At 54.1% G+C, this 23,478-nt stretch carries 20 protein-coding genes, 3 tRNA genes and 3 rRNA genes; 9 read left to right on the top strand and 17 right to left on the bottom strand.

Annotation, left to right across the window (positions count from 1 at the left end):
* Window positions 1-29 precede the first annotated feature (29 nt).
* Both ACMGGQ_RS02375 and ACMGGQ_RS02370 read right to left on the bottom strand, forming a co-directional pair.
* Window positions 30-830 carry an endonuclease/exonuclease/phosphatase family protein gene (locus tag ACMGGQ_RS02375; protein WP_024909448.1) on the bottom strand — a complete coding sequence of 267 codons (801 nt, stop codon included), beginning with the start codon at window positions 828-830 and terminating at the stop codon, window positions 30-32.
* A 136-nt stretch (window positions 831-966) separates the two neighbouring features.
* Window positions 967-2,142, bottom strand: a complete 1,176-nt coding sequence (locus ACMGGQ_RS02370; protein WP_063620856.1) for an MFS transporter — start codon at window positions 2,140-2,142, stop codon at window positions 967-969.
* Window positions 2,143-2,246: 104 nt separating this feature from the next.
* Here ACMGGQ_RS02370 and yafC point away from each other — a divergent pair, with 104 nt between their 5' ends.
* Entirely contained in the window at window positions 2,247-3,152 is a 906-nt protein-coding gene (yafC, locus tag ACMGGQ_RS02365) for a DNA-binding transcriptional regulator YafC (protein ID WP_045909864.1), read from the top strand.
* Between the two features lie 29 nt (window positions 3,153-3,181).
* Here yafC and dkgB read toward each other — a convergent pair whose 3' ends face one another.
* The 8 genes from dkgB to gmhB all read right to left on the bottom strand — a co-directional run bounded on the left by dkgB (window position 3,182) and on the right by gmhB (window position 10,285).
* Window positions 3,182-3,985: a 2,5-didehydrogluconate reductase DkgB gene (gene dkgB, locus ACMGGQ_RS02360; RefSeq protein ID WP_048029939.1), complete on the bottom strand. Its 804-nt coding sequence runs from the start codon at window positions 3,983-3,985 to the stop codon at window positions 3,182-3,184.
* Between the two features lie 160 nt (window positions 3,986-4,145).
* Window positions 4,146-4,222, bottom strand: a tRNA-Asp gene (locus ACMGGQ_RS02355).
* A gap of 56 nt (window positions 4,223-4,278) precedes the next feature.
* Window positions 4,279-4,394, bottom strand: a 5S ribosomal RNA gene (gene rrf, locus ACMGGQ_RS02350).
* Between the two features lie 74 nt (window positions 4,395-4,468).
* Window positions 4,469-7,372 (bottom strand): 23S ribosomal RNA (locus ACMGGQ_RS02345).
* Between the two features lie 170 nt (window positions 7,373-7,542).
* Window positions 7,543-7,618 (bottom strand) — tRNA-Ala (locus tag ACMGGQ_RS02340).
* Between the two features lie 43 nt (window positions 7,619-7,661).
* Window positions 7,662-7,738 (bottom strand) — tRNA-Ile (locus ACMGGQ_RS02335).
* 69 nt (window positions 7,739-7,807) lie between these two features.
* Window positions 7,808-9,349, bottom strand: a 16S ribosomal RNA gene (locus tag ACMGGQ_RS02330).
* Together the 16S, 23S and 5S rRNA genes with 3 tRNA genes alongside form the textbook arrangement of a ribosomal RNA operon.
* A gap of 369 nt (window positions 9,350-9,718) precedes the next feature.
* Window positions 9,719-10,285, bottom strand: coding sequence for a D-glycero-beta-D-manno-heptose 1,7-bisphosphate 7-phosphatase (gene gmhB / locus ACMGGQ_RS02325; RefSeq protein WP_420289540.1), 567 nt, complete (start codon window positions 10,283-10,285; stop codon window positions 9,719-9,721).
* A 188-nt stretch (window positions 10,286-10,473) separates the two neighbouring features.
* On the opposite strand from gmhB, the gene metN reads away from it, so the two are divergent.
* The 6 genes from metN to proS all read left to right on the top strand — a co-directional run bounded on the left by metN (window position 10,474) and on the right by proS (window position 16,053).
* On the top strand, window positions 10,474-11,505 hold the full coding sequence (gene metN, locus ACMGGQ_RS02320) for a methionine ABC transporter ATP-binding protein MetN (RefSeq protein ID WP_023310475.1): 1,032 nt from the start codon (window positions 10,474-10,476) through the stop codon (window positions 11,503-11,505).
* Window positions 11,498-12,151 (top strand): methionine ABC transporter permease MetI, encoded by a 654-nt coding sequence (locus ACMGGQ_RS02315; protein ID WP_003856130.1) that lies wholly within the window; start codon window positions 11,498-11,500, stop codon window positions 12,149-12,151. Before metN ends, ACMGGQ_RS02315 begins: the two co-directional genes overlap by 8 nt.
* A gap of 40 nt (window positions 12,152-12,191) precedes the next feature.
* A complete protein-coding gene (metQ, locus tag ACMGGQ_RS02310) occupies window positions 12,192-13,007 on the top strand; it encodes a methionine ABC transporter substrate-binding lipoprotein MetQ (RefSeq protein ID WP_014168729.1) in 816 nt (271 codons plus the stop codon).
* 106 nt (window positions 13,008-13,113) lie between these two features.
* A complete protein-coding gene (gene rcsF / locus ACMGGQ_RS02305; RefSeq protein ID WP_008501883.1) occupies window positions 13,114-13,518 on the top strand; it encodes an Rcs stress response system protein RcsF in 405 nt (134 codons plus the stop codon).
* A complete protein-coding gene (gene tsaA, locus ACMGGQ_RS02300) occupies window positions 13,515-14,222 on the top strand; it encodes a tRNA (N6-threonylcarbamoyladenosine(37)-N6)-methyltransferase TrmO (protein WP_063620854.1) in 708 nt (235 codons plus the stop codon). The genes rcsF and tsaA overlap by 4 nt, the downstream gene beginning before the upstream one ends.
* 112 nt (window positions 14,223-14,334) lie before the next feature.
* Window positions 14,335-16,053 (top strand): proline--tRNA ligase, encoded by a 1,719-nt coding sequence (gene proS, locus ACMGGQ_RS02295; protein WP_048028425.1) that lies wholly within the window; start codon window positions 14,335-14,337, stop codon window positions 16,051-16,053.
* Window positions 16,054-16,100: 47 nt separating this feature from the next.
* Here the strand turns inward: proS and nlpE are convergent, their stop codons facing one another.
* Genes nlpE through ACMGGQ_RS02280 form a run of 3 tightly spaced genes read right to left on the bottom strand, consistent with a single transcriptional unit; the run spans window position 16,101 to window position 17,798 of the window.
* Window positions 16,101-16,799, bottom strand: coding sequence for an envelope stress response activation lipoprotein NlpE (nlpE, locus tag ACMGGQ_RS02290; protein ID WP_048028427.1), 699 nt, complete (start codon window positions 16,797-16,799; stop codon window positions 16,101-16,103).
* A 34-nt stretch (window positions 16,800-16,833) separates the two neighbouring features.
* Window positions 16,834-17,256: an alternative ribosome rescue aminoacyl-tRNA hydrolase ArfB gene (gene arfB, locus ACMGGQ_RS02285; RefSeq protein WP_028018285.1), complete on the bottom strand. Its 423-nt coding sequence runs from the start codon at window positions 17,254-17,256 to the stop codon at window positions 16,834-16,836.
* A complete protein-coding gene (locus ACMGGQ_RS02280; RefSeq protein WP_196347003.1) occupies window positions 17,253-17,798 on the bottom strand; it encodes a YaeQ family protein in 546 nt (181 codons plus the stop codon). The genes arfB and ACMGGQ_RS02280 overlap by 4 nt, the downstream gene beginning before the upstream one ends.
* A gap of 196 nt (window positions 17,799-17,994) precedes the next feature.
* Between ACMGGQ_RS02280 and ACMGGQ_RS02275 the strand changes: the two genes are divergently transcribed.
* The gene (locus ACMGGQ_RS02275; protein ID WP_008501889.1) at window positions 17,995-18,195 is read left to right on the top strand and encodes a YaeP family protein; all 201 of its coding nucleotides are present in this window, start codon (window positions 17,995-17,997) and stop codon (window positions 18,193-18,195) included.
* The gene (rof, locus tag ACMGGQ_RS02270) at window positions 18,182-18,442 is read left to right on the top strand and encodes a Rho-binding antiterminator (RefSeq protein ID WP_024907532.1); all 261 of its coding nucleotides are present in this window, start codon (window positions 18,182-18,184) and stop codon (window positions 18,440-18,442) included. Before ACMGGQ_RS02275 ends, rof begins: the two co-directional genes overlap by 14 nt.
* Before the next feature lie 28 nt (window positions 18,443-18,470).
* Here rof and tilS read toward each other — a convergent pair whose 3' ends face one another.
* The 4 genes from tilS to accA all read right to left on the bottom strand — a co-directional run bounded on the left by tilS (window position 18,471) and on the right by accA (window position 23,466).
* Entirely contained in the window at window positions 18,471-19,760 is a 1,290-nt protein-coding gene (gene tilS / locus ACMGGQ_RS02265; protein WP_420289539.1) for a tRNA lysidine(34) synthetase TilS, read from the bottom strand.
* A gap of 58 nt (window positions 19,761-19,818) precedes the next feature.
* The gene (locus ACMGGQ_RS02260) at window positions 19,819-20,208 is read right to left on the bottom strand and encodes a VOC family protein (protein ID WP_420289538.1); all 390 of its coding nucleotides are present in this window, start codon (window positions 20,206-20,208) and stop codon (window positions 19,819-19,821) included.
* 65 nt (window positions 20,209-20,273) lie between these two features.
* A complete protein-coding gene (locus tag ACMGGQ_RS02255) occupies window positions 20,274-22,406 on the bottom strand; it encodes a lysine decarboxylase LdcC (RefSeq protein ID WP_420289537.1) in 2,133 nt (710 codons plus the stop codon).
* Between the two features lie 100 nt (window positions 22,407-22,506).
* Entirely contained in the window at window positions 22,507-23,466 is a 960-nt protein-coding gene (gene accA / locus ACMGGQ_RS02250; protein WP_008501895.1) for an acetyl-CoA carboxylase carboxyl transferase subunit alpha, read from the bottom strand.
* Window positions 23,467-23,478: the final 12 nt, after the last annotated feature.

Here is a 23,478-nt window from a genome sequence, read left to right as displayed (position 1 = left end):
GCCTGCCCCACGGCAGACCTGACACACCATTATTTATCAGGTTTGCCGGGACTGAATTCGACGAGTAGAGGGTTATGATCGGAGGCGCGCGTCACCAGCACGGAGGCATCGTGCACGCTCAACCCACGATAGAAGACAAAGTCGAGAGGACGACCAAAGGCTTTTTTGCGCTGGTCATCGCTAAAACGAACTTCACGCAGCGACATTTCGCGCGCAAAGCGGTACAGCGCATTCATGCGCGGACGGCTCCAGGCATTGAAATCGCCGGCCATAATGATGGGCCCGCTGTGATGCGCTATCTGATCGCCAATCGGAAGTAACTGCTTACTGTACACATCCACGCCCAGGCTGAAGTTCACCGCGTGGATATTCACGACCATCAGCATACGGGTATCTGGCAGCGGATAGACCGTCACCAGCGCCGATTTCGCCAGGCGCAGAATAGGCTCTCGTTCGCGCAGTGGGCAACAATAGACGGGATGTGCCGCTGAAAGCGTCATCACGCCCGAGGGATGCTGAGGCAAAACAAAGGCGGGTACCTGGTCGGCGGCAAGATAGTTGGTGGTCGCAAACCGCACCAGCTCAGGGGTGGTTTGCGCCTCCTGGAGCAGAACCAGATGGGCATCTTTGCCAAAATTCTTGAGGACCGATAACCACTCCGCACGCTGCTGCTTAAAGATATTCCACACCAGTACACGGATTTTTTCATCGCTGCTTAACGGCGTGCCGGCGGGTAATGCCTGGCTTATGCTCGCAAATGACCCCGGAGGCAAGATCCTCTCCGCGGGCATTCCGGCTACATAACGCATGGCATAGGTATTTTTTCGCACTTTTGGAAACAGCCTCTGTAACATGAACCAGTCCGGAAAACGGACTGGTTCTAATGTTATAGGGACTTTAGGTCACACTTTCAACGCAATTTCTGAGAAACCGCTTTCCAGTTTTGTAAGCAAGCGCTTACTGATGTTAACCCAGCGCGACGCGAGCGGGTTTATCAAGACGTCCGCTCAGACCAATCAACAGGAAAGCGACCAGGACAATGACCGCGCCAATCCATGGCGTCTGGGTTAATCCGACGTGTTCAACGGTTTGCCCACCAATGATGGAGCCCAGCGCGATACCAATATTAAAAGCGGCAATATTCAGGCCGGAAGCCACATCCACCGCATTGGGCGTATAAAGCTCGGCTTTCTGTACAACGTAGACCTGAAGCCCGGGTACATTACCAAAGGCGAAGATCCCCATGACCAGCACGGTGACCAGCGCGGCGTACTGTATCGAAGCCGTGAACTGGAAAATCATCAACAGAACGACCAGCGCGGCGAAGATGAATTTCAGCGCCGGTACCGCCCCATGCTTATCCGCAAGCTTGCCGCCCCAGATATTGCCTATCGCAACGGAAATACCGTATCCCAGCAATATCCAGCTCACGGCATTGGGGGAGAAGCCCGCCAGGTCCTGCATCATCGGTGCAAGGAAAGTGAAGGCGGTGAATACGCCACCATAGCCCAGCGCCGTAACCGCGTAGATGATCAGCAAACGCGGATGCGTGAGCACCTTCAGCTGATCGCTCAGGCTGGCGCTGGCCCGGCCAGGAATATTCGACGGCACCAGCAGCAGGCTGGTCACCAGGGCAATGACGCCCAGTAAGGAGACGGCCAGGAACGTTTCACGCCAGCCGAAGTGTTGTCCGATAAACGTCCCCAATGGTACGCCCGTGACGAGTGCAACGGTCAGCCCACCGAACATGATCGCAATGGCGGAGGCCGCTTTCTCTTTTGGTACCAGGCTGGTTGCAATAGTGGAACCAATCGAGAAGAACACCCCGTGTGCAAGGCCGGTCAACAGACGAGCGATGACCAGCGTGGTGTAGTCCGGCGCCTGCCAGGCCAGCACGTTGCCGGCGGTGAACAGCACCATTAATGCAACTAACAGCTGCTTACGCGGAAAGCGTCCGGTCAGGGCCGTCAGCACGGGTGCACCGACGGCAACGCCCAGGGCATAGATGGACACCAGCAATCCGGCGGAGGGCAATGAGATCGCAAGCTGGTTAGCAATGGTGGGAACCAGTCCCACGATAACAAATTCGGTCGTGCCAATTGCAAAGGCACTGATCGTCAGGGCAAGAAGCGCCAGTGGCATAAAATACTCCGTATCATCAGGATTAAGATGACAGGCAGTATGCGCCAGTGCTTAAATAACAAAAATGGTCAAAATATCAATAGAATTTTGCGGGTGGTGCAACAATGAAAGCAACGTCGGAAGAGCTGACAATCTTTGTCGCCGTCGTCGAAAGCGGCAGCTTTAGCCGCGCGGCCGAACAGCTGGGACAGGCTAACTCAGCCATTAGCCGCTCGGTAAAAAAGCTGGAGATGAAGCTTGGGGTGAGCCTGCTCAACCGAACGACGCGGCAGCTGAGCCTGACGGAAGAAGGAGAGCGTTATTTTCGCCGCGTGCAGTCGGTACTGCAGGAGATGGCCGCAGCGGAGACCGAGATTATGGAAACCCGCAGCACGCCGCGTGGGTTACTGCGCATTGATGCGGCCACGCCGGTTGTGCTTCACTTTCTGATGCCGCTGATTAAACCTTTCCGCGAACGTTATCCGGAGATGACGCTCTCTCTGGTCTCCTCAGAGACGTTTATCAACCTCATCGAGCGAAAGGTAGATGTGGCTATCCGGGCGGGAACGCTGACCGATTCAAGCTTGCGTGCCCGCCCTCTGTTTGCCAGCTACCGAAAAATTATCGCGTCGCCACAGTATATTGCTGAACATGGTAAACCGGAGACGGTTGAAGAACTGAAGCAGCATCTGTGCCTGGGCTTTACGGAGCCAGTATCGCTGAACACCTGGCCTGTCGCCTGCCATGATGGGCAACTTCATGAAATTACAAGCGGATTGTCGTCTAACAGCGGGGAAACACTGAAACAGCTGTGCCTCGAAGGCAATGGTATCGCCTGCCTGTCAGACTATATGATCGATAAGGAGATTGCGCGAGGTGAACTGGTGGAATTGATGGCCGATAAACGCCTGCCGGTCGAAATGCCTTTTAGCGCGGTGTATTACAGTGACAGAGCGGTGAGTACGCGCATTCGTGCCTTTATTGATTTTCTGAGTGAACATATAAAAACAGCTCCCGGAGGAGCTGTGTGAGGGTTCAGGTTACAGAGGGTGGGTCAAACTTAATCCCAGTGAGGAGCTAAGCCTTCCGGGCTGACCAGGCGATCGTTGCACTCCAGGGCTGCGATCGCTTTTTTATCGTCAGCATCCAGGTGAAGATCCGTTGCTAACAGATTGCTCGCCAGGTTTTCACGTTTAGTTGAAGATGGGATCACGGCATAACCTTCACCCATTGCCCATGCCAGAATGACCTGCGCGGCAGTCGCGCTATGTTTCTCAGCGATACGCGTAATCACTTCATCTTTCAGCGCCTTACCATAGGCCAGCGTCATGTATGAGGTGATGTGGATCCCGTGCTGTTTTGCCCAGTCCACGACTTTGCGGTTCTGCAGGTAAGGAGACAGTTCAATCTGGTTGGTCGCAATATTTTCTGCACCTACAGCCGCAATGGCTTTTTCCATCAGCGGGATCGTGAAGTTGGAGATCCCAATTTCGCGGGTTAAGCCCTGCTTTTTCGCTTCCAGCAGCGCCTGCATGAATTCTTCCACGGAGACGGCATCGTTTGGTGATGGCCAGTGGATCAGCGTCAGATCGACGTAGTCAGTACGCAGTTTTTTCAGGCTTTCTTTCAGGCTTGGGATCAGCTTGTCTTTGCTGAGATTCTCAATCCAGATTTTCGTGGTAATGAACAGCTCATTACGCGGTACACCGCTCTCTTCGAGAGCTTGTCCAACGGCAGCTTCGTTTTCATAGATCTGCGCCGTATCAACTGCGCGATAGCCCAGTTCGAGTGCGGTTTTAACTGATGCGATAACAACGTCGTCTTTCAGGCGGAATGTGCCCAGACCAAATGCAGGGAGAGTCATAATTTTCCTCAATCGTTATGTTCGTAAACTGAGGATGATTATCGCTGGCGGTGTTATAGAGAAAAAGATCGTAAAACGCAGAGGATTTTTGCTGATTTCGCAATAATTAAACGTCAGATAAGAAAAAAGCCCTGAGCGCTAACTCAGGGCTTTTAATAAGTGGCGGAACGGACGGGACTCGAACCCGCGACCCCCTGCGTGACAGGCAGGTATTCTAACCGACTGAACTACCGCTCCACCGAAGACTGCTTGTAACCACCGGATTAATGCACCGGCTTACTACTTAATTTGATGCCTGGCAGTTCCCTACTCTCACATGGGGAGACCCCACACTACCATCGGCGCTACGGCGTTTCACTTCTGAGTTCGGCATGGGGTCAGGTGGGACCACCGCGCTAAAGCCGCCAGGCAAATTCTGTTTAATCTGTATCAAGGCTGAATTTTGATTGTTCTGTCTCTTCGCCAAAACATTTTCGGCGTTGTAAGGTTAAGCCTCACGGTTCATTAGTATCGGTTAGCTCAACGCATCGCTGCGCTTACACACCCGACCTATCAACGTCGTCGTCTTCAACGTTCCTTCAGGAGACTTAAAGTCTCAGGGAGAACTCATCTCGGGGCAAGTTTCGTGCTTAGATGCTTTCAGCACTTATCTTTTCCGCATTTAGCTACCGGGCAGTGCCATTGGCATGACAACCCGAACACCAGTGATGCGTCCACTCCGGTCCTCTCGTACTAGGAGCAGCCCCCCTCAATTCTCCAGCGCCCACGGCAGATAGGGACCGAACTGTCTCACGACGTTCTAAACCCAGCTCGCGTACCACTTTAAATGGCGAACAGCCATACCCTTGGGACCTACTTCAGCCCCAGGATGTGATGAGCCGACATCGAGGTGCCAAACACCGCCGTCGATATGAACTCTTGGGCGGTATCAGCCTGTTATCCCCGGAGTACCTTTTATCCGTTGAGCGATGGCCCTTCCATTCAGAACCACCGGATCACTATGACCTGCTTTCGCACCTGCTCGAGCCGTCACTCTCGCAGTCAAGCTAGCTTATGCCATTGCACTAACCTCCTGATGTCCGACCAGGATTAGCTAACCTTCGTGCTCCTCCGTTACTCTTTGGGAGGAGACCGCCCCAGTCAAACTACCCACCAGACACTGTCCGCAACCCGGATTACGGGTCTACGTTAGAACACCAGCCATTAAAGGGTGGTATTTCAAGGACGGCTCCACGCAGACTGGCGTCCACACTTCAAAGCCTCCCACCTATCCTACACATCAAGGACCAGTGTTCAGTGTCAAGCTATAGTAAAGGTTCACGGGGTCTTTCCGTCTTGCCGCGGGTACACTGCATCTTCACAGCGAGTTCAATTTCACTGAGTCTCGGGTGGAGACAGCCTGGCCATCATTACGCCATTCGTGCAGGTCGGAACTTACCCGACAAGGAATTTCGCTACCTTAGGACCGTTATAGTTACGGCCGCCGTTTACCGGGGCTTCGATCAAGAGCTTCGCGTTGCCGCTAACCCCATCAATTAACCTTCCGGCACCGGGCAGGCGTCACACCGTATACGTCCACTTTCGTGTTTGCACAGTGCTGTGTTTTTAATAAACAGTTGCAGCCAGCTGGTATCTTCGACTGATTTCAGCTCCACCCGCAGGGGCTTCACCTACATATCAGCGTGCCTTCTCCCGAAGTTACGGCACCATTTTGCCTAGTTCCTTCACCCGAGTTCTCTCAAGCGCCTTGGTATTCTCTACCTGACCACCTGTGTCGGTTTGGGGTACGATTTCGTGTTACCTGATGCTTAGAGGCTTTTCCTGGAAGCAGGGCATTTGTTACTTCAGCACCGTAGTGCCTCGTCATCACACCTCAGCGTTAAAAGGTACCGGATTTACCTGGAACCTCCGCCTACATGCTTAAACCGGGACAACCGTCGCCCGGCTAACATAGCCTTCTCCGTCCCCCCTTCGCAGTAACACCAAGTACAGGAATATTAACCTGTTTCCCATCGACTACGCCTTTCGGCCTCGCCTTAGGGGTCGACTCACCCTGCCCCGATTAACGTTGGACAGGAACCCTTGGTCTTCCGGCGAGCGGGCTTTTCACCCGCTTTATCGTTACTTATGTCAGCATTCGCACTTCTGATACCTCCAGCATGCCTCACAGCACACCTTCAACGGCTTACAGAACGCTCCCCTACCCAACAACACATAGTGTCGCTGCCGCAGCTTCGGTGCATGGTTTAGCCCCGTTACATCTTCCGCGCAGGCCGACTCGACCAGTGAGCTATTACGCTTTCTTTAAATGATGGCTGCTTCTAAGCCAACATCCTGGCTGTCTGTGCCTTCCCACATCGTTTCCCACTTAACCATGACTTTGGGACCTTAGCTGGCGGTCTGGGTTGTTTCCCTCTTCACGACGGACGTTAGCACCCGCCGTGTGTCTCCCGTGATAACATTCTTCGGTATTCGTAGTTTGCATCGGGTTGGTAAGCCGGGATGGCCCCCTAGCCGAAACAGTGCTCTACCCCCGAAGATGAGTTCACGAGGCGCTACCTAAATAGCTTTCGGGGAGAACCAGCTATCTCCCGGTTTGATTGGCCTTTCACCCCCAGCCACAAGTCATCCGCTAATTTTTCAACATTAGTCGGTTCGGTCCTCCAGTTAGTGTTACCCAACCTTCAACCTGCCCATGGCTAGATCACCGGGTTTCGGGTCTATACCCTGCAACTTAACGCCCAGTTAAGACTCGGTTTCCCTTCGGCTCCCCTATACGGTTAACCTTGCTACAGAATATAAGTCGCTGACCCATTATACAAAAGGTACGCAGTCACACCACGAAGGTGCTCCCACTGCTTGTACGTACACGGTTTCAGGTTCTATTTCACTCCCCTCGCCGGGGTTCTTTTCGCCTTTCCCTCACGGTACTGGTTCACTATCGGTCAGTCAGGAGTATTTAGCCTTGGAGGATGGTCCCCCCATATTCAGACAGGATACCACGTGTCCCGCCCTACTCTTCGAGTTCACAACCTGTGTGCTTTCGTGTACGGGACTGTCACCCTGTACCGTGCGACTTTCCAGACGCTTCCACTAACACACAAGCTGATTCAGACTCTGGGCTGCTCCCCGTTCGCTCGCCGCTACTGGGGGAATCTCGGTTGATTTCTTTTCCTCGGGGTACTTAGATGTTTCAGTTCCCCCGGTTCGCCTCGTTAACCTATGTATTCAGTTAACGATAGTGCAACGAATTGCACTGGGTTTCCCCATTCGGACATCGCCGGGTCAAAGGTTCATATCACCTCGCCGGCGCTTTTCGCAGATTAGCACGTCCTTCATCGCCTCTGACTGCCAGGGCATCCACCGTGTACGCTTAGTCGCTTAACCTCACAACCCGAAGATGTTTCACTTCTGATTGCGAAAATTTGAGAGACTCGAACACACCATTAAGATGTGTCGTTTCAATTTTCAGCTTGATCCAGATTTTTAAAGAGCAAAACTTCGCAGTGCACCTTTCCAGGTTCACTCTGAAGTTTTCTTGGGTTCGCAGTAAAAGATGGTGGAGCTATGCGGGATCGAACCGCAGACCTCCTGCGTGCAAAGCAGGCGCTCTCCCAGCTGAGCTATAGCCCCATCGTTTTGCAATCTCTGTACCGCTCATCCTTTAAAAGGAGTTTGGTAGGCCTGAGTGGACTTGAACCACCGACCTCACCCTTATCAGGGGTGCGCTCTAACCACCTGAGCTACAAGCCTGCAGAGATTTTTACTGCTGTTTTTCATCAGACAATCTGTGTGAGCACTACAAAGGCAGGTTCTTTAAGGTAAGGAGGTGATCCAACCGCAGGTTCCCCTACGGTTACCTTGTTACGACTTCACCCCAGTCATGAATCACAAAGTGGTAAGCGCCCTCCCGAAGGTTAAGCTACCTACTTCTTTTGCAACCCACTCCCATGGTGTGACGGGCGGTGTGTACAAGGCCCGGGAACGTATTCACCGTAGCATTCTGATCTACGATTACTAGCGATTCCGACTTCATGGAGTCGAGTTGCAGACTCCAATCCGGACTACGACGCACTTTATGAGGTCCGCTTGCTCTCGCGAGGTCGCTTCTCTTTGTATGCGCCATTGTAGCACGTGTGTAGCCCTACTCGTAAGGGCCATGATGACTTGACGTCATCCCCACCTTCCTCCAGTTTATCACTGGCAGTCTCCTTTGAGTTCCCGGCCGGACCGCTGGCAACAAAGGATAAGGGTTGCGCTCGTTGCGGGACTTAACCCAACATTTCACAACACGAGCTGACGACAGCCATGCAGCACCTGTCTCAGAGTTCCCGAAGGCACCAAAGCATCTCTGCTAAGTTCTCTGGATGTCAAGAGTAGGTAAGGTTCTTCGCGTTGCATCGAATTAAACCACATGCTCCACCGCTTGTGCGGGCCCCCGTCAATTCATTTGAGTTTTAACCTTGCGGCCGTACTCCCCAGGCGGTCGACTTAACGCGTTAGCTCCGGAAGCCACGCCTCAAGGGCACAACCTCCAAGTCGACATCGTTTACGGCGTGGACTACCAGGGTATCTAATCCTGTTTGCTCCCCACGCTTTCGCACCTGAGCGTCAGTCTTTGTCCAGGGGGCCGCCTTCGCCACCGGTATTCCTCCAGATCTCTACGCATTTCACCGCTACACCTGGAATTCTACCCCCCTCTACAAGACTCTAGCCTGCCAGTTTCGAATGCAGTTCCCAGGTTGAGCCCGGGGATTTCACATCCGACTTGACAGACCGCCTGCGTGCGCTTTACGCCCAGTAATTCCGATTAACGCTTGCACCCTCCGTATTACCGCGGCTGCTGGCACGGAGTTAGCCGGTGCTTCTTCTGCGGGTAACGTCAATTGCTGAGGTTATTAACCTCAACACCTTCCTCCCCGCTGAAAGTACTTTACAACCCGAAGGCCTTCTTCATACACGCGGCATGGCTGCATCAGGCTTGCGCCCATTGTGCAATATTCCCCACTGCTGCCTCCCGTAGGAGTCTGGACCGTGTCTCAGTTCCAGTGTGGCTGGTCATCCTCTCAGACCAGCTAGGGATCGTCGCCTAGGTGAGCCATTACCCCACCTACTAGCTAATCCCATCTGGGCACATCTGATGGCAAGAGGCCCGAAGGTCCCCCTCTTTGGTCTTGCGACGTTATGCGGTATTAGCTACCGTTTCCAGTAGTTATCCCCCTCCATCAGGCAGTTTCCCAGACATTACTCACCCGTCCGCCGCTCGCCGGCAAAGTAGCAAGCTACTTTCCGCTGCCGCTCGACTTGCATGTGTTAGGCCTGCCGCCAGCGTTCAATCTGAGCCATGATCAAACTCTTCAATTTAAGTTTGATGCTCGTGAATTAAACTTCGTAATGAATTACGTATGTTCACTCAGAGACTTGGTATTCATTTTTCGTCCGAGGACGTTAAGAATCCATGTCACTTTGAGTGCCCACACAGATTGTCTGATAAATTGTTAAAGAGCAGTGCAACGCGGCTTTCGCTCACCGTTGCGAGGTGGCGTATATTACGCTTTCCTCTTTCAGAGTCAACCCGTTATTTCAGGATTTTTTCTCTTCAACCGAACTGCTTGTTGTGTGAAGTGATTCACATCCGCCGTGTCGATGGAGGCGCATTATAGGGGGCCGCCGAGGAATGACAAGCGGAAAAATGCATTTTTATTTCAACCGCTCATCTTTTCACCAGAAAGGCTATTTTTGGTGCTTTTTAATCTCTTTTGGCAGCTCGGCCAGACTATTAATTACCCAATCCGCCGCATTCTCAGCTTCTGGCGTCACAGGCTTGCCGGTGCGCACTAATATTTTGGTCCCTACACCTGCTGCTGCAGCTGCCTGCATATCTTCCAGTTTATCGCCCACCATATAAGAAGCCGCCATATCAATGTGCAGGAACTCCTGCGCAGAGATGAACATTCCCGGATGCGGCTTACGGCAATCACAGGTCTGACGATATTCTTCTACGGTTCCCTGTGGATGATGCGGACAATAGTAGATGCCATCGAGATCCACACCGCGGTCGGCCAGTGACCAGTCCATCCATTCCGTCAGCGTCTCAAACTGCGCTTCGGTAAATTTACCGCGTGCAATACCGGACTGGTTCGTCACCACCACCAGCACATAGCCCATCTCTTTCAGCTGGCGCATGGCATCTATTACGCCCTCGATAAACTCGAACTCATCAATCTCATGGACATAACCGTGATCCACATTAATAGTGCCGTCACGATCGAGGAAAATTGCGGGTACTGATTTTGCCACCGGTTTGCTCCTGAAAAAGGCATGTTCGACTAGTATCTCATGAATCGCAGCGCAATAAAGTGCTCATCGTACAGAGTTGGATTGATTTAGACGTCTGGATGCCTTAACATCCGTTTTGTTTACGGTCATCACCCGTATCTGGCAGAAGAAAATGCCACGGCTAACTTACATACGATAAAAATAATCTAATGATTAAACTTTCCAATATCACCAAAGTGTTCCAGCAGGGGAACCGAACCATTCAGGCGCTGAACAACGTCAGCCTGCATGTTCCTGCTGGTCAAATTTATGGCGTCATTGGCGCATCGGGTGCAGGTAAAAGCACGCTGATCCGTTGTGTTAACCTGCTTGAGCGCCCAACCCAGGGCAGCGTAGAAGTTGGCGGCCAGGAACTTACCGCCCTTTCAGAGAAAGAACTCACCAAAGCGCGTCGTCAGATTGGCATGATTTTCCAGCACTTTAACCTGCTGGCCTCCCGCACCGTGTTCGGCAACGTTGCCTTACCGCTTGAGCTGGATAACACGCCGAAAGAAGAAGTGAAGCGTCGCGTCACCGAGCTGCTCGACCTCGTGGGTCTGGGCGACAAACATGATAGCTACCCGGCAAATCTGTCCGGTGGGCAAAAACAACGTGTGGCCATTGCCCGCGCGCTGGCAAGCAATCCTAAGGTACTGCTGTGCGATGAAGCCACCAGCGCACTGGATCCGGCAACCACGCGTTCGATTCTGGAACTGCTGAAGGACATTAATCGTCGCCTGGGCCTGACGATCCTTCTTATTACGCACGAGATGGACGTAGTGAAACGCATCTGTGACTGCGTGGCGGTCATCAGCAACGGTGAACTGATCGAGCAGGACACGGTAAGTGAAGTGTTCTCGCATCCGAAAACCCCGCTGGCGCAGCAGTTCATCCAGTCCACGCTGCATCTGGATATTCCGGAAGACTATCTGGAGCGTTTGAAAACCGAACCCGCTGCTGACAGCGTCCCGATGCTGCGCATGGAGTTCACCGGTCAGTCCGTTGATGCTCCCCTGCTTTCCGAAACCGCACGTCGCTTTAACGTGAACAACAACATCATCAGCGCGCAGATGGATTACGCCGGTGGCGTCAAGTTCGGCATCATGCTGACAGAAATGCACGGCACACAAGAAGAAACCCAGGCAGCCATTGCCTGGCTGCAAGAACATCACGTAAAAGTAGAGGTACTGGGTTATGTCTGAGCCGATGATGTGGCTGCTGGTTCGCGGCGTTTGGGAAACGCTGGCAATGACCTTTGTCTCTGGCTTCTTTGGTTTTGTGATTGGCCTGCCGGTCGGCGTGTTGCTGTACGTGACGCGTCCGGGTCAAATCATTGAGAACGCGAAGCTGTACCGTACGCTCTCTGCGCTGGTGAACATCTTCCGTTCTATCCCGTTCATTATTTTACTGGTGTGGATGATTCCGTTTACCCGCGTGATCGTCGGAACGTCTATCGGTCTGCAGGCGGCGATCGTTCCGCTGACCGTTGGCGCTGCGCCGTTTATCGCCCGTATGGTGGAAAACGCCCTGCTGGAAATCCCAACCGGTTTGATCGAAGCTTCCCGTGCGATGGGTGCCACGCCGATGCAGATCGTCCGCAAGGTTCTGCTGCCGGAGGCACTGCCAGGGCTGGTGAATGCGGCAACCATTACGCTTATCACCCTGGTCGGTTATTCGGCGATGGGCGGTGCCGTAGGCGCGGGCGGTTTAGGTCAGATTGGTTACCAGTACGGCTATATTGGATATAACGCGACCGTGATGAATACCGTTCTGGTATTGCTGGTTGTTCTGGTTTACTTAATCCAGTTCTCTGGCGATCGCATCGTCCGGGCTGTTACGCATAAATAACGTTACACACAACACAAACTCTACGAGTTAAGGATAAAACATGGCGTTTAAATTAAAGACCTTCGCAGCAGTAGGCGCGCTGATCGGCTCTCTGGCACTGGTGGGTTGCGGTCAGGACGAAAAGGATCCAAACCACATTAAAGTGGGCGTTATCGTAGGTGCAGAACAGCAGGTTGCGGAAGTTGCTCAGAAAGTGGCAAAAGAGAAGTATGGCCTGGACGTGGAGCTGGTGACCTTCAACGATTACGTTCTGCCGAACGAAGCGCTGAGCAAAGGCGATATCGACGCCAACGCCTTCCAGCATAAGCCATACCTGGACCAGCAGATCAAAGATCGTGGTTATAAACTGGTGGGTGTCGGTAACACCTTCGTTTATCCGATTGCCGGTTACTCTAAGAAAATTAAATCACTGGACGAACTGCAGCCGGGCTCTCAGGTTGCCGTGCCTAACGACCCAACTAACCTTGGTCGTTCCCTGCTGCTGCTGCAGAAAGTGGGCCTGATCAAACTGAAAGACGGTGTTGGCCTGCTGCCAACCGTTCTGGACGTCACCGAGAACCCGAAAAATCTGAAAATCGTTGAACTGGAAGCACCGCAGCTGCCACGTTCTCTGGACGATGCGCAGATTGCTCTGGCCGTTATCAACACCACGTACGCCAGCCAGATTGGCCTGACGCCAGCCAAAGACGGTATCTTCGTTGAAGATAAAGACTCCCCATACGTTAACCTGATCGTGACTCGCGAAGACAACAAGGACGCGGAAAACGTGAAGAAATTCGTTCAGGCCTATCAGTCAGACGAAGTTTACCAGGAAGCCAACAAAGTGTTTAACGGCGGCGCTGTTAAAGGCTGGTAATCTCACCTCAGTGTAATATCATCAGGACGGGCTTATGCCCGTCTTGTCATTTGTGCAGTCAACTGATTCAATATCTGACGTTTTGATTATCCATTGAGGAAATATTATGCGTGCTTTACCGATCTGTCTTTTAGCACTCATGCTGAGCGGCTGTTCTATGCTAAGCAGATCTCCCGTTGAACCTGTTCAAAGCACGGCAACCCCGCCAAAGACCGAGCCTGCGAAACCGAAAGTGGTTCGCCCTGCGCCGGTTCGCATTATCACGAAAGCGGACGAACTCGTCGGTAAACCGTTCCGTGAACTGGGCGAAGTGAGCGGCGAATCCTGTCAGGCGACCAATCAGGACTCACCACCGAATATTCCGACTGCGCGTAAACGTATGCAGATTAATGCCGCAAAAATGAAAGCTAACGCGGTCCTGCTGCACAGCTGTGAAGTCACCAGCGGCACGCCGGGCTGCTACCGTCAGGCGGTGTGCATCGGTTCTGCGCTGAACATTACGGCGAAATGAGTGCATTTCAGTTCGAGCAGATAGGCGTTATCCACTCTCCTTATAAAGAGAAGTTCGCCGTCCCCCGCCAGCCCGGTCTTGTCACCAGCGGACGCGGTGAGCTTCACCTGATTGCGCCTTATAATCAGGCCGATGCGGTACGCGGGCTTGAGGCGTTCAGCCATCTGTGGGTGGTGTTCGTGTTTCACCAGACGATGGAAGGCGGCTGGCGTCCTACCGTGCGTCCTCCTCGTCTTGGCGGAAATGCGAGAATGGGGGTGTTTGCGACGCGCTCGACCTTTCGTCCAAACCCGGTTGGCATGTCGCTGGTTGAACTGAAAGGCATACGCTGCCAGAAAGATCAGGTGATACTTGAGTTAGGTAGCCTGGACCTGGTCGACGGCACGCCGGTGATCGACATCAAACCCTATTTACCCTTCGCCGAAGCCCTTCCGGACGCGCGTGCAAGCTATGCCCAGGACGCACCACAGGCGGATATGCCGGTGTATTTTACCCCTGAGCTCGCCTCGCAGCTCGGTCAACTGGAGAAACGCTATCCTCGCTTACGGGATTTCATCACCGAAGTGCTGGCACAGGACCCACGTCCGGCCTACCGTAAAGAAGAGGAAGCGGGAAAAACGTACGCCGTCTGGCTGCTGGATTTTAACGTTCGCTGGCGCGTCACCGGGGCAGGTTTTGAAGTGTTTGCCCTGGAACCCAGGTAATTTTGTTCTCCTCTCTTTTGGCATCTTTGCCACACTGGTAAACTAAACCACTTTTTTTGTGTCAGGCTGGTGTTTCAGCCTGTTCCAATCGTCGAAATGGAACCGTAACAACATGCGTACTAGCCAATATCTGCTCTCCACTCTGAAGGAGACGCCTGCCGACGCCGAAGTGATCAGCCATCAGCTGATGCTGCGCGCCGGGATGATCCGCAAGCTGGCCTCCGGGTTATACACCTGGCTGCCGACCGGCGTGCGCGTCCTGAAAAAAGTCGAAAACATCGTGCGTGAAGAGATGAACAACGCCGGTGCTATCGAGGTGTCCATGCCTGTGGTTCAGCCCGCTGACCTGTGGCAGGAGAGTGGCCGTTGGGAACAATATGGCCCTGAACTGCTGCGCTTCGTCGATCGCGGCGAGCGTCCGTTCGTTCTCGGCCCAACGCATGAAGAAGTCATTACCGACCTGATTCGTAATGAGCTGAGCTCTTACAAACAGCTGCCGCTGAACTTCTTCCAGATCCAGACCAAGTTCCGTGACGAAGTTCGCCCACGTTTCGGCGTCATGCGCTCTCGCGAATTCCTGATGAAAGATGCCTACTCTTTCCATACCTCTCAGGAATCCCTGCAAGAGACGTACGACGCAATGTACGCGGCATACAGCAAAATATTCTCCCGCATGGGTCTGGATTTCCGCGCTGTGCAGGCTGATACCGGCTCCATCGGCGGTAGCGCATCCCATGAGTTCCAGGTTCTGGCGCAGAGCGGTGAAGACGATGTGATCTTCTCTGACTCCTCTGATTACGCCGCGAACATCGAATTTGCAGAAGCGCTGGCACCAAAAGAACCGCGTGCTGCGGCAACGCAAGAGATGACGCTGGTTGATACGCCAAACGCGAAAACCATTGCCGAGCTGGTTGAGCAGTTCAATCTGCCGATCGAAAAAACCGTTAAGACCCTGCTGGTGAAATCCACCGAAGGGAGCGCTTACCCGCTGGTTGCCCTGCTGGTGCGTGGCGATCACGAGCTGAACGAAGTGAAAGCCGAGAAGCTGCCGCAGGTCGCCAGCCCGCTGACGTTCGCCACGGAAGCGGAAATCCGCGCCGTGGTCAATGCTGGGCCAGGTTCTCTCGGTCCGGTGAATATGCCGGTTCCTGTTGTTATTGACCGCACGGTAGCCGCGATGAGCGACTTCTCCGCTGGTGCGAACATCGACGGTAAACACTACTTCGGCATCAACTGGGATCGCGACGTGGCGACGCCGGAAGTGGCTGACATCCGTAACGTGGTCGCAGGCGACCCAAGCCCGGACGGTCAGGGTACCCTGATGATCAAGCGCGGTATCGAAGTGGGTCACATCTTCCAGCTGGGCGATAAATACTCGCGCGCGCTGAACGCCGCCGTTCAGGGTGAAGATGGCCGTAACCAGATCCTGACCATGGGTTGCTACGGTATCGGGGTGACGCGCGTGGTAGCTGCGGCGATTGAGCAGAACTACGACGAGCGCGGCATCGTCTGGCCGGACAACATCGCACCGTTCCAGGTCGCTATTCTGCCAATGAACATGCACAAGTCTTACCGCGTACAGGAGCTGGCCGAGAAGCTGTATGCCGAGCTGCGTGCGCAGGGTATCGAAGTGCTGATGGATGACCGTAAAGAGCGTCCGGGCGTGATGTTTGCCGATATGGAACTGATCGGTATCCCACACACCGTCGTGATCGGCGACCGTAACCTCGACAGCGACGAGATTGAATACAAATACCGTCGCAGCGGCGAAAAACAGATGATCAAGACCGGCGACATTCTTGATTACCTGGTGAAAGCCATCAAAGGCTAAACAAAAAACCCCGCTCAGGCGGGGTTTTTTAATGGCGCTACGTCAGCTTATTTGCTGTTACAATCTTTGCCCGCAATAAATTTCGCGTCTTTGTCCGCCACCAGCGTTTTCACCATCTCTCCGCTATCCGGGTTTGGCTCCAGCGTAAAGTGACCGTCCACCGTCAGCAATATCGGCTTGCTGTCATTGCCGCGCGCGACAGCGTAATCGCGCTCAAGCTGGGCGTTGTTTGCCACGCTGACCTTCTTGCCAGTTGCGCAGTCGGTAAAGATCGCCGCATCTGCCATATAGAAGTACATCCCACGCATTGCCATCGGCGTCGCGGGCAGAGCCGCTTTCACCGGCGCCAGCGTGTAGTTGAACTGGGATTCAATAGGATTACCTTCGCGGTCGAGCATCTCCATGCTGTCACCTTTAGGGCGGAACCAGGTTTTCTCGCCGGAGGTATCGGTGAGGACAAGCTTCTCCGCTGTACGCGCCCATGTTCCATAGGTTGCAAATGAAGAAGGCTCTTTCCCGCCCTGATATCGCTGATTCATCACCCAGGTGCCGTCTTTTTGCAGGAACAGGGACGTTTCAATGCCTTCACAGTCCGCGCAAGGCAATACGCCGCGCCAGCTCTGCTGCATTGGTTTTAATTCTTCCGTTTGCGTGGGTTGCAAAACCTGCGTTTCTGAACGGTTATTACACCCGAAAAGCGCAAACAGCGTACTCACTGCCAGCGCTGACCATAATGCTTTTTTCACAATGAATTCCTTATGAAATTTGTGTTCCCTTTCGTCACTCTGTCGGGCGACGAACTTTACCGCGTAATGCTTTCACTGTGGATTTTTGGGCCTTCGAGGACAGCCGACGCTCTTTCGATGCGCGGGTTGGCCGCGTTGCCCGGCGGCTTTTTTGTACTGCCGTTAATTCTTTGATGACCGCCACCAGCCTGGCGATGGCCGCTTCCCGGTTGAGCTCCTGGCTGCGGTATTCCTGGGCTTTGATCACCATCACGCCATCGCTGGTGATGAGGTGATGGCTGGCAGCAAGCAGACTTTCTTTATAATACTCTGGCAGGCTTGAGGCCCGAATGTCAAAACGCAAATGGATAGCCGTTGAGGCCTTGTTGACGTGCTGCCCACCGGCCCCCTGAGCACGGATGGCGGTGATCTCCAGCTCGTTGTCCGGAATGCTGACGTTTCGGGACAAGACGATCATGAGGCCGGTTGCCACGCCGTTAAATGAATTTCCAGATTATTCTGAGAATCAGAAAGCCAGATTGCACCGTCCTGAATCGTCGCCTGCAACACCATGGTCCGGCTGGCAAAGTCGCTCAGCTGCGCCAGTTGCTCATCATCCAGATACCAGACGGTGAGATTTTTAAACTGTCCGCACTTGCTCTTGTTTTGCTGCCACCAAATCTCTGCAGCACGCTGATTATACGCGAATAAGGCCACTTCAGCGGACTGGGTGCAGGCCTTCTTCATTCTGCGCTCGTCCGGCAGTCCGAGTTCGATCCACAAATCGATACCCAGATGATCGTTGCGCAGCCAGGCTTCAGGCTCGTCTTCTGCGCTTAACCCACGGGTAAACTGCAGACGCTCGTCAGCGTATTTAATCCACGCCAGCAGGCGCAGCATCATGCGCTCCTGGGTTTCGGAGGGGTGGCGTGCCAGCGTCAGCGAGGCGTCCAGGAACTGGTTGCGATCAAGATCGGCCACATTGACCACTGCTTTATAGATTGTCGCTTTCAGCGCCATGAGAGAACTCCATTCGAATCAGGCGCACATTGTAGCGAAAACCGCGGCAAAAGGCTGTTACGGGGTAATAAATACACCGCTATCAAGGCGCTGATATTGCTTAAATGAGTATGGTATAGTCACCTTGCTAAACCGAGTTTATCTTCGTAGGCTTAATGATATCTCACAGTAAGTCAGTGCGCTGGCGGGAGGGGATGTGAATAATTATTGTGAGTTAATTCGCAAACGGTATGCGGAAATCGCCAGCGGAGATCTGGGGTATGTCCCGGACGCGTTGGGCTGTGTATTGAAAGTGCTTAATGAAGTGGCCTCTGATGAGAGCCTTTCAGAGTCGGTCAGGGAAAAAGCAGCGTATGCTGCGGCGAATTTACTGGTGAGCGATTATGTCGATGAATGATACTTATCAACCCATCAATTGTGATGACTATGACAACCTCGAACTCGCCTGCCAGCATCATTTATTACTGACGCTGGAGCTAAAAGATGGCGAAGTGTTGAAGGCGAAAGCCAACGATCTGGTTTCACGTAAGAACGTGGAATACCTGATAGTGGAAGATGCCGGTGCGACGCGTGAGCTGCGTCTGGATAAAATAGCCAGCTTCAGCCACCCGCAAATCGGCACCGTCGTGGTGAGCGAATCCTGATGACACTAACGGGCAGCCAGGCTGCCCGTTACGCTTTCTGCCACTCAAACCTGACCCCGTCTTCCGCCCATCCCGCTTCCGTGATGAAAACCCCTGCCGCAGCAATCAACGTTTCACCATAGAACAGCAGCGGCGTGGAGTCGCGCAGCCACGGCGGTACGTTGCACTCCTGCCAGATTTTCTTCAGCTTGCGTCCCCCGTTGCGCCCGACAATATGCAGCATGCCGCCAGCCTTAAAGCGTACCGTTACCGGTTCACCGGGCTTCGGCAGCCGCACATGACCAGACGGTATGAGGGAGACACGTCCTGCCTCAGCGGGCAATATCAGCGGAAGCTCAGGAGAAAGCCAGTCGAGCACCACATCGGTCAGGCAGGGCGTTGATTTTACCCACCAGAGTTCCCCTTTATAGCGTCTTACGTCAAAACCGTTCAGGTGGACGCGCGGGGAAGCATCGTCCCGCGCCAGGGCAACCTCGTCCCAGATACGGCTCAGCATCGCCCGCGACGGCATCGCAGCGTAATGAGAGGCCAGCCAGCGTCGTAGCAGCGCGGCGCGACGTACCGGGCTCATCGCTGTCAGCGGTGCAATCGCCAGCGCCCCGTCTTTAGAAATCAGTTCAGTCAGCTCGTCACTCAATAGCTCGTCCAGCAGCGTTTCCTGTTCGGCACACAGCATAGCGCTTCTTGCCGTCGCGTCGGCGAAATGCGGCCAGCGCTCGCTCAATAGCGGGAGGACGCGCAGACGCAGAAAGTTACGATCATACCCGTCATCCTGGTTGCTCTCATCTTCAATCCAGCTCAGCTGATGTTCTCGCGCCCAGGCTTCAAGCGAGGCGCGCGTCTCGCCAAGCAGCGGACGCAGTAACGTTGTGCCGGCAAATGCCGAACGCGCCGGCATGGCAGAAAGCCCCGCCGGTCCGCTTCCCCGCTTAAGCGCCAGCAGAAAGGTTTCACACTGATCGTCCAGATGCTGGGCCGTAACCAGCGCTTCTCCAGCACGTAATGCCCCGGCAAACGCGGCATAGCGGGCTTTACGCGCCTGCGCCTCGATGCCCAACCCTTCCTCTACCAGCGTGACGCGCTCGACGAGGAGCGGGATCGCCCATGCCGCACACAAGGCTTCGCAGTGCGCCACCCACTTCTCTGCGTGAGGACTTAATCCGTGATGAATATGTATCGCCCGCAGCTGGACGTCAGGCTCCTGGTCGCGCCAGCGCTTAAGGCGATGGAGCAGAACGGTGGAATCCAGGCCACCGCTAAACCCCACCAGCAGCTGGCGGTACGGTGAAACGGCGTGTACGATAGCGGGTAAGGTCATAGGGAATTACACATAAAAAATGCCCGAACTGAGCGGGCATTATCACACAGGACGAAGATTACTGCTGATAAAGCTCCAGCGGCAGGCCGTCCGGGTCGTTGAAAAAGGTAAAGCGCTTGTCGGTGAACGGATCGACGCGGATTGCTTCATACGTCACGCCGTGCGCTTCCAGATGTTTTACTGCGCTATCCAGGTCATCGACGCTGAAGGCGAGATGGCGCAGGCCGCAGGCTTCCGGACGGGACGGACGCGCAGGCGGAAAAGGAAAAGAGAACAGTTCAATCACATACTGTCCGTTTAACGCCAGATCGCCCTTCCAGGAGTCGCGCTCCTCGCGGTAGGCCTCGCTCAACAGCGTAAAACCGAGAATGTCGCAGTAGAAGGCCTTACTCTTCGCGTAATCGGTCGCAATGATCGCAATATGATGAACAGCTTTTAAACCCAGCATAGCTTCTCCTTTTTATGATGCCTGAACGTTACAACCGAAAACCCGCACCATGCAAGCGGTCGCCCTTATTTTAGGACTCGCACCCAGTAAACGCCGTTTTCGTCGCGCTTCGCACCGTGGATATCCGTCTCAAAACCGGGGTAGTGACGCCCTACCGAACAGAGCATTAGCAGGAAATCGAGCACCGCCCGGCTCTCCTCGGTAATCATCTCTCCTGGCATCAGGAGCGGTACGCCCGGCGGGTAAGGCAGGATCATATTGGCCGATACGCGTCCAACCAGATTTTCCAGCTCGACGGTTTCGACCTCCCCCCTAACCTGGCGCTGCCACGCCTTGTGCGGGGCAAACTTCATCTCCGGCAACACATCAAACGCCTGAAGCATCAGACGCGGCAGATCGTGCTGACGGATCAGCCTGTGGATCCCCTGGGCCAGATCCTGAATGCGCATATTACGGTAGAAGTCGGGATCTTCCGCATAGAGATCCGGCAGCATGTTCTTCACCCGCAGGTTGAGATCGTAGGCGCGCTTGAACTCCATCAGCCCGCGCAACAGCCCCATCGCCCGGGTTTTATCAATACCAATACTGAAGAGGAACAGCAGGTTATAGGGCCCGGTCTTCTCCACCACCACGCCACGTTCATCAAGGAATTTCGCGACCAGCGCGGCCGGGATCCCTTCCTCGCTCATCTTGCCCTGCTCATCCATACCCGGCGTCAGGATCGTCACTTTTACTGGGTCGAGGAACATATGGTCGCTATCGGCATCCCGGAAACCATGCCAGTCTTCGCCGGGCGAGACGGGCCAGCACTCCGCCTCATCAATCTCTTCCGGCTGCCAGATATCAAAGAACCAGCCGTCGGCTTCCTCTTTCAGCCGCTGAACCTCTTTGCGGAAATGCAGCGCGCGCTCCACCGAACGGTTGATGAGACGTTTGCCCGGATTGCCGCGCAGCATCGCCGCGGCCGTTTCGATAGACGCCACCAGCGGATAGCTCGGTGAGGTGGTGGTATGCATCATAAAGGCTTCGTTAAAGGTCTCTTCGTCGTACTCGCCTTTGATGTGAATCAGCGAAGCCTGGGAAAACGCCGCCAGCATTTTGTGCGTCGACTGCGTTTCGAAGAACACTTTACCCGGCACGCGCTCACCGCTCATGCCGCTCTTACCCGCGTAAATCGGGTGGAAATTGGTGTACGGTACCCATGCGGAATCGAAGTGGATCGACGGCACGTCCAGCGTCTTTTTGATCCAGTTCGTGTTGTACAGCAGACCGTCATAGGTCGAGTTGGTGATCACCGCATGGACAGGCCAGCTTGCGCCAGGCACTGCCGCGACCTTGCTTTCAATGGCTTCATGCATGAACTCCCGGCGCGGAATACCACCAAGAATACCGAGCGCGTTACGCGTGGGTGAAAGCCAGAGCGGTACGATGTCGCTCATCATCAGCAGGTGCGCCAGCGACTTATGACAGTTACGGTCAATCAGCAGGGTGCTGCCCGCAGGCGCAGCGTACATTCCGACGATTTTATTCGAGGTCGAGGTGCCGTTGGTCACCATATAGCTCTGCTCGGCCCCAAAGGTGCGGGCGATATACTCTTCAGCTTCCAGATGCGGGCCGGTATGATCCAGCAACGAGCCTAGTTCGGTGACTGAAATGGACACGTCCGCTTTCAGCGTATTGCCACCAAAGAAATCATAGAACAGGCAGCCCACCGGGCTTTTTTGGTAGGCCGTCCCCGCCATATGGCCCGGCGTACAGAAGGTATATTTCCCCTCTTTCACGTAGGTGAAGAGCGCTCGGGTAAACGGTGGCGTAATGTTATCGAGATATTCATTCGTGTATTGCTGAATGCGGGTCGCAATGTCTTCCGCCACGCCGAGTGAATATTCAAAGAACCACAGCGCCATACGCATATCATTGGCGCTGACGTCCATGGTTGAGTGGGTATTGATAAAGGCGTACAGCGGGAGATATTCGTTCAGCTTGTTGATATCGCTGCACAGTTCGAGGTCATATTCATCCCAGTCGAAGATCACGCCGCAGATACGCGGGTTATGCTCAATGAACTTCAGCAGATCGGCGCTGTTGTGCGGCCAGATTAGCTGATACCCGCGCGACTGCAGGGCTTGCTCCAGCTCCTTAATCGGCTCATCTTTATAAAAGACGCCGTGTGGCCCCATAACGGCAATGATATTCATGGGCTTCCTCCTTAAAAAACATTAGCTAAGCATAGTCCGGCTAAACCGCAGGTATAAAAAAAGCCGCAACATTGTGCGGCTTTTCAGATAATTGTGAAGCTTACGCGTAGCCGTAAGTCATCAGACGCTGGTAACGGCGGTTGAGCAGATCTTCTTTGCTCAGCACGTCCAGGTCGGCCAGATCGGCCAGCAGCTGCGCTTTCAGGGACGCGGCCATCACTTCCGGCTTACGATGTGCACCACCCAGCGGTTCCGGGATGATGGAATCGATCAGCTTAAGCTCTTTCAGACGTGGCGCAATGATGCCCATCGCTTCGGCAGCCAGAGGCGCTTTGTCGGCACTTTTCCACAGAATGGACGCACAGCCTTCCGGGGAGATAACGGAATAGGTGCTGTACTGCAGCATATTCACTTTATCACCCACGCCAATCGCCAGCGCGCCACCGGAACCCCCTTCACCGATAACGGTACAGATGACCGGCACCTTCAGACGAGACATCTCGCGCAGGTTGCGCGCGATGGCTTCAGACTGACCGCGCTCTTCCGCGCCCACGCCAGGGTAGGCACCCGGGGTGTCGATGAAGGTGATGATAGGCATATTAAAACGCTCAGCCATCTCCATCAGACGCAGGGCTTTACGGTAGCCTTCTGGGGCTGGCATACCGAAGTTACGACGGATTTTCTCTTTGGTTTCACGACCTTTCTGATGACCAATGATCATCACCGGGCGTCCGTCCAGACGCGCGATACCACCTACGATAGCTTTGTCGTCAGCGTATGCGCGATCGCCTGCCAGTTCGTCAAATTCGTCAAACGCCAGGCGGACATAATCCAGGGTGTACGGACGCTGTGGATGGCGAGCCAGCTGGGCCACCTGCCATGCGCCGAGATCGGCAAAGATTTTGCGCGTCAGCTCTACGCTTTTCTCGCGCAGACGATGCACTTCTTCGTCGATGTTAATATCCAGTTTTTCATCCTGACGGCTTACCGCTGTCAGAGAATCGATTTTCGCTTCCAGCTCAGCAATCGGCTGTTCGAAATCAAGGAAATTCAGACTCATAGTATTCCTGTA

Source organism: Enterobacter sp. BNK-13 (genome assembly GCF_048685015.1).
Taxonomy (GTDB): Bacteria; Pseudomonadota; Gammaproteobacteria; order Enterobacterales; family Enterobacteriaceae; genus Enterobacter; species Enterobacter quasiroggenkampii.
Note: the sequence above shows the minus strand (reverse complement) of the source record. Positions and strands in the feature narration are given on the sequence as shown.

Bases quoted from the DNA above. Each gene is read 5' to 3' on its own strand.
- proS (WP_048028425.1), top strand. From the start codon at position 14,335: ATGCGTACTAGCCAATATCTGCTCTCCACTCTGAAGGAGACGCCTGCC.
- yafC (WP_045909864.1), top strand. From the start codon at position 2,247: ATGAAAGCAACGTCGGAAGAGCTGACAATCTTTGTCGCCGTCGTCGAA.
- dkgB (WP_048029939.1), bottom strand. From the start codon at position 3,985: ATGACTCTCCCTGCATTTGGTCTGGGCACATTCCGCCTGAAAGACGAC.
- tilS (WP_420289539.1), bottom strand. From the start codon at position 19,760: ATGACCTTACCCGCTATCGTACACGCCGTTTCACCGTACCGCCAGCTG.
- ACMGGQ_RS02255 (WP_420289537.1), bottom strand. From the start codon at position 22,406: ATGAATATCATTGCCGTTATGGGGCCACACGGCGTCTTTTATAAAGAT.
- metN (WP_023310475.1), top strand. From the start codon at position 10,474: ATGATTAAACTTTCCAATATCACCAAAGTGTTCCAGCAGGGGAACCGA.
- rof (WP_024907532.1), top strand. From the start codon at position 18,182: ATGTCGATGAATGATACTTATCAACCCATCAATTGTGATGACTATGAC.
- arfB (WP_028018285.1), bottom strand. From the start codon at position 17,256: ATGATCGTCTTGTCCCGAAACGTCAGCATTCCGGACAACGAGCTGGAG.
- ACMGGQ_RS02370 (WP_063620856.1), bottom strand. From the start codon at position 2,142: ATGCCACTGGCGCTTCTTGCCCTGACGATCAGTGCCTTTGCAATTGGC.
- ACMGGQ_RS02315 (WP_003856130.1), top strand. From the start codon at position 11,498: ATGTCTGAGCCGATGATGTGGCTGCTGGTTCGCGGCGTTTGGGAAACG.
- tsaA (WP_063620854.1), top strand. From the start codon at position 13,515: ATGAGTGCATTTCAGTTCGAGCAGATAGGCGTTATCCACTCTCCTTAT.
- accA (WP_008501895.1), bottom strand. From the start codon at position 23,466: ATGAGTCTGAATTTCCTTGATTTCGAACAGCCGATTGCTGAGCTGGAA.
- metQ (WP_014168729.1), top strand. From the start codon at position 12,192: ATGGCGTTTAAATTAAAGACCTTCGCAGCAGTAGGCGCGCTGATCGGC.
- ACMGGQ_RS02260 (WP_420289538.1), bottom strand. From the start codon at position 20,208: ATGCTGGGTTTAAAAGCTGTTCATCATATTGCGATCATTGCGACCGAT.
- ACMGGQ_RS02280 (WP_196347003.1), bottom strand. From the start codon at position 17,798: ATGGCGCTGAAAGCGACAATCTATAAAGCAGTGGTCAATGTGGCCGAT.
- rcsF (WP_008501883.1), top strand. From the start codon at position 13,114: ATGCGTGCTTTACCGATCTGTCTTTTAGCACTCATGCTGAGCGGCTGT.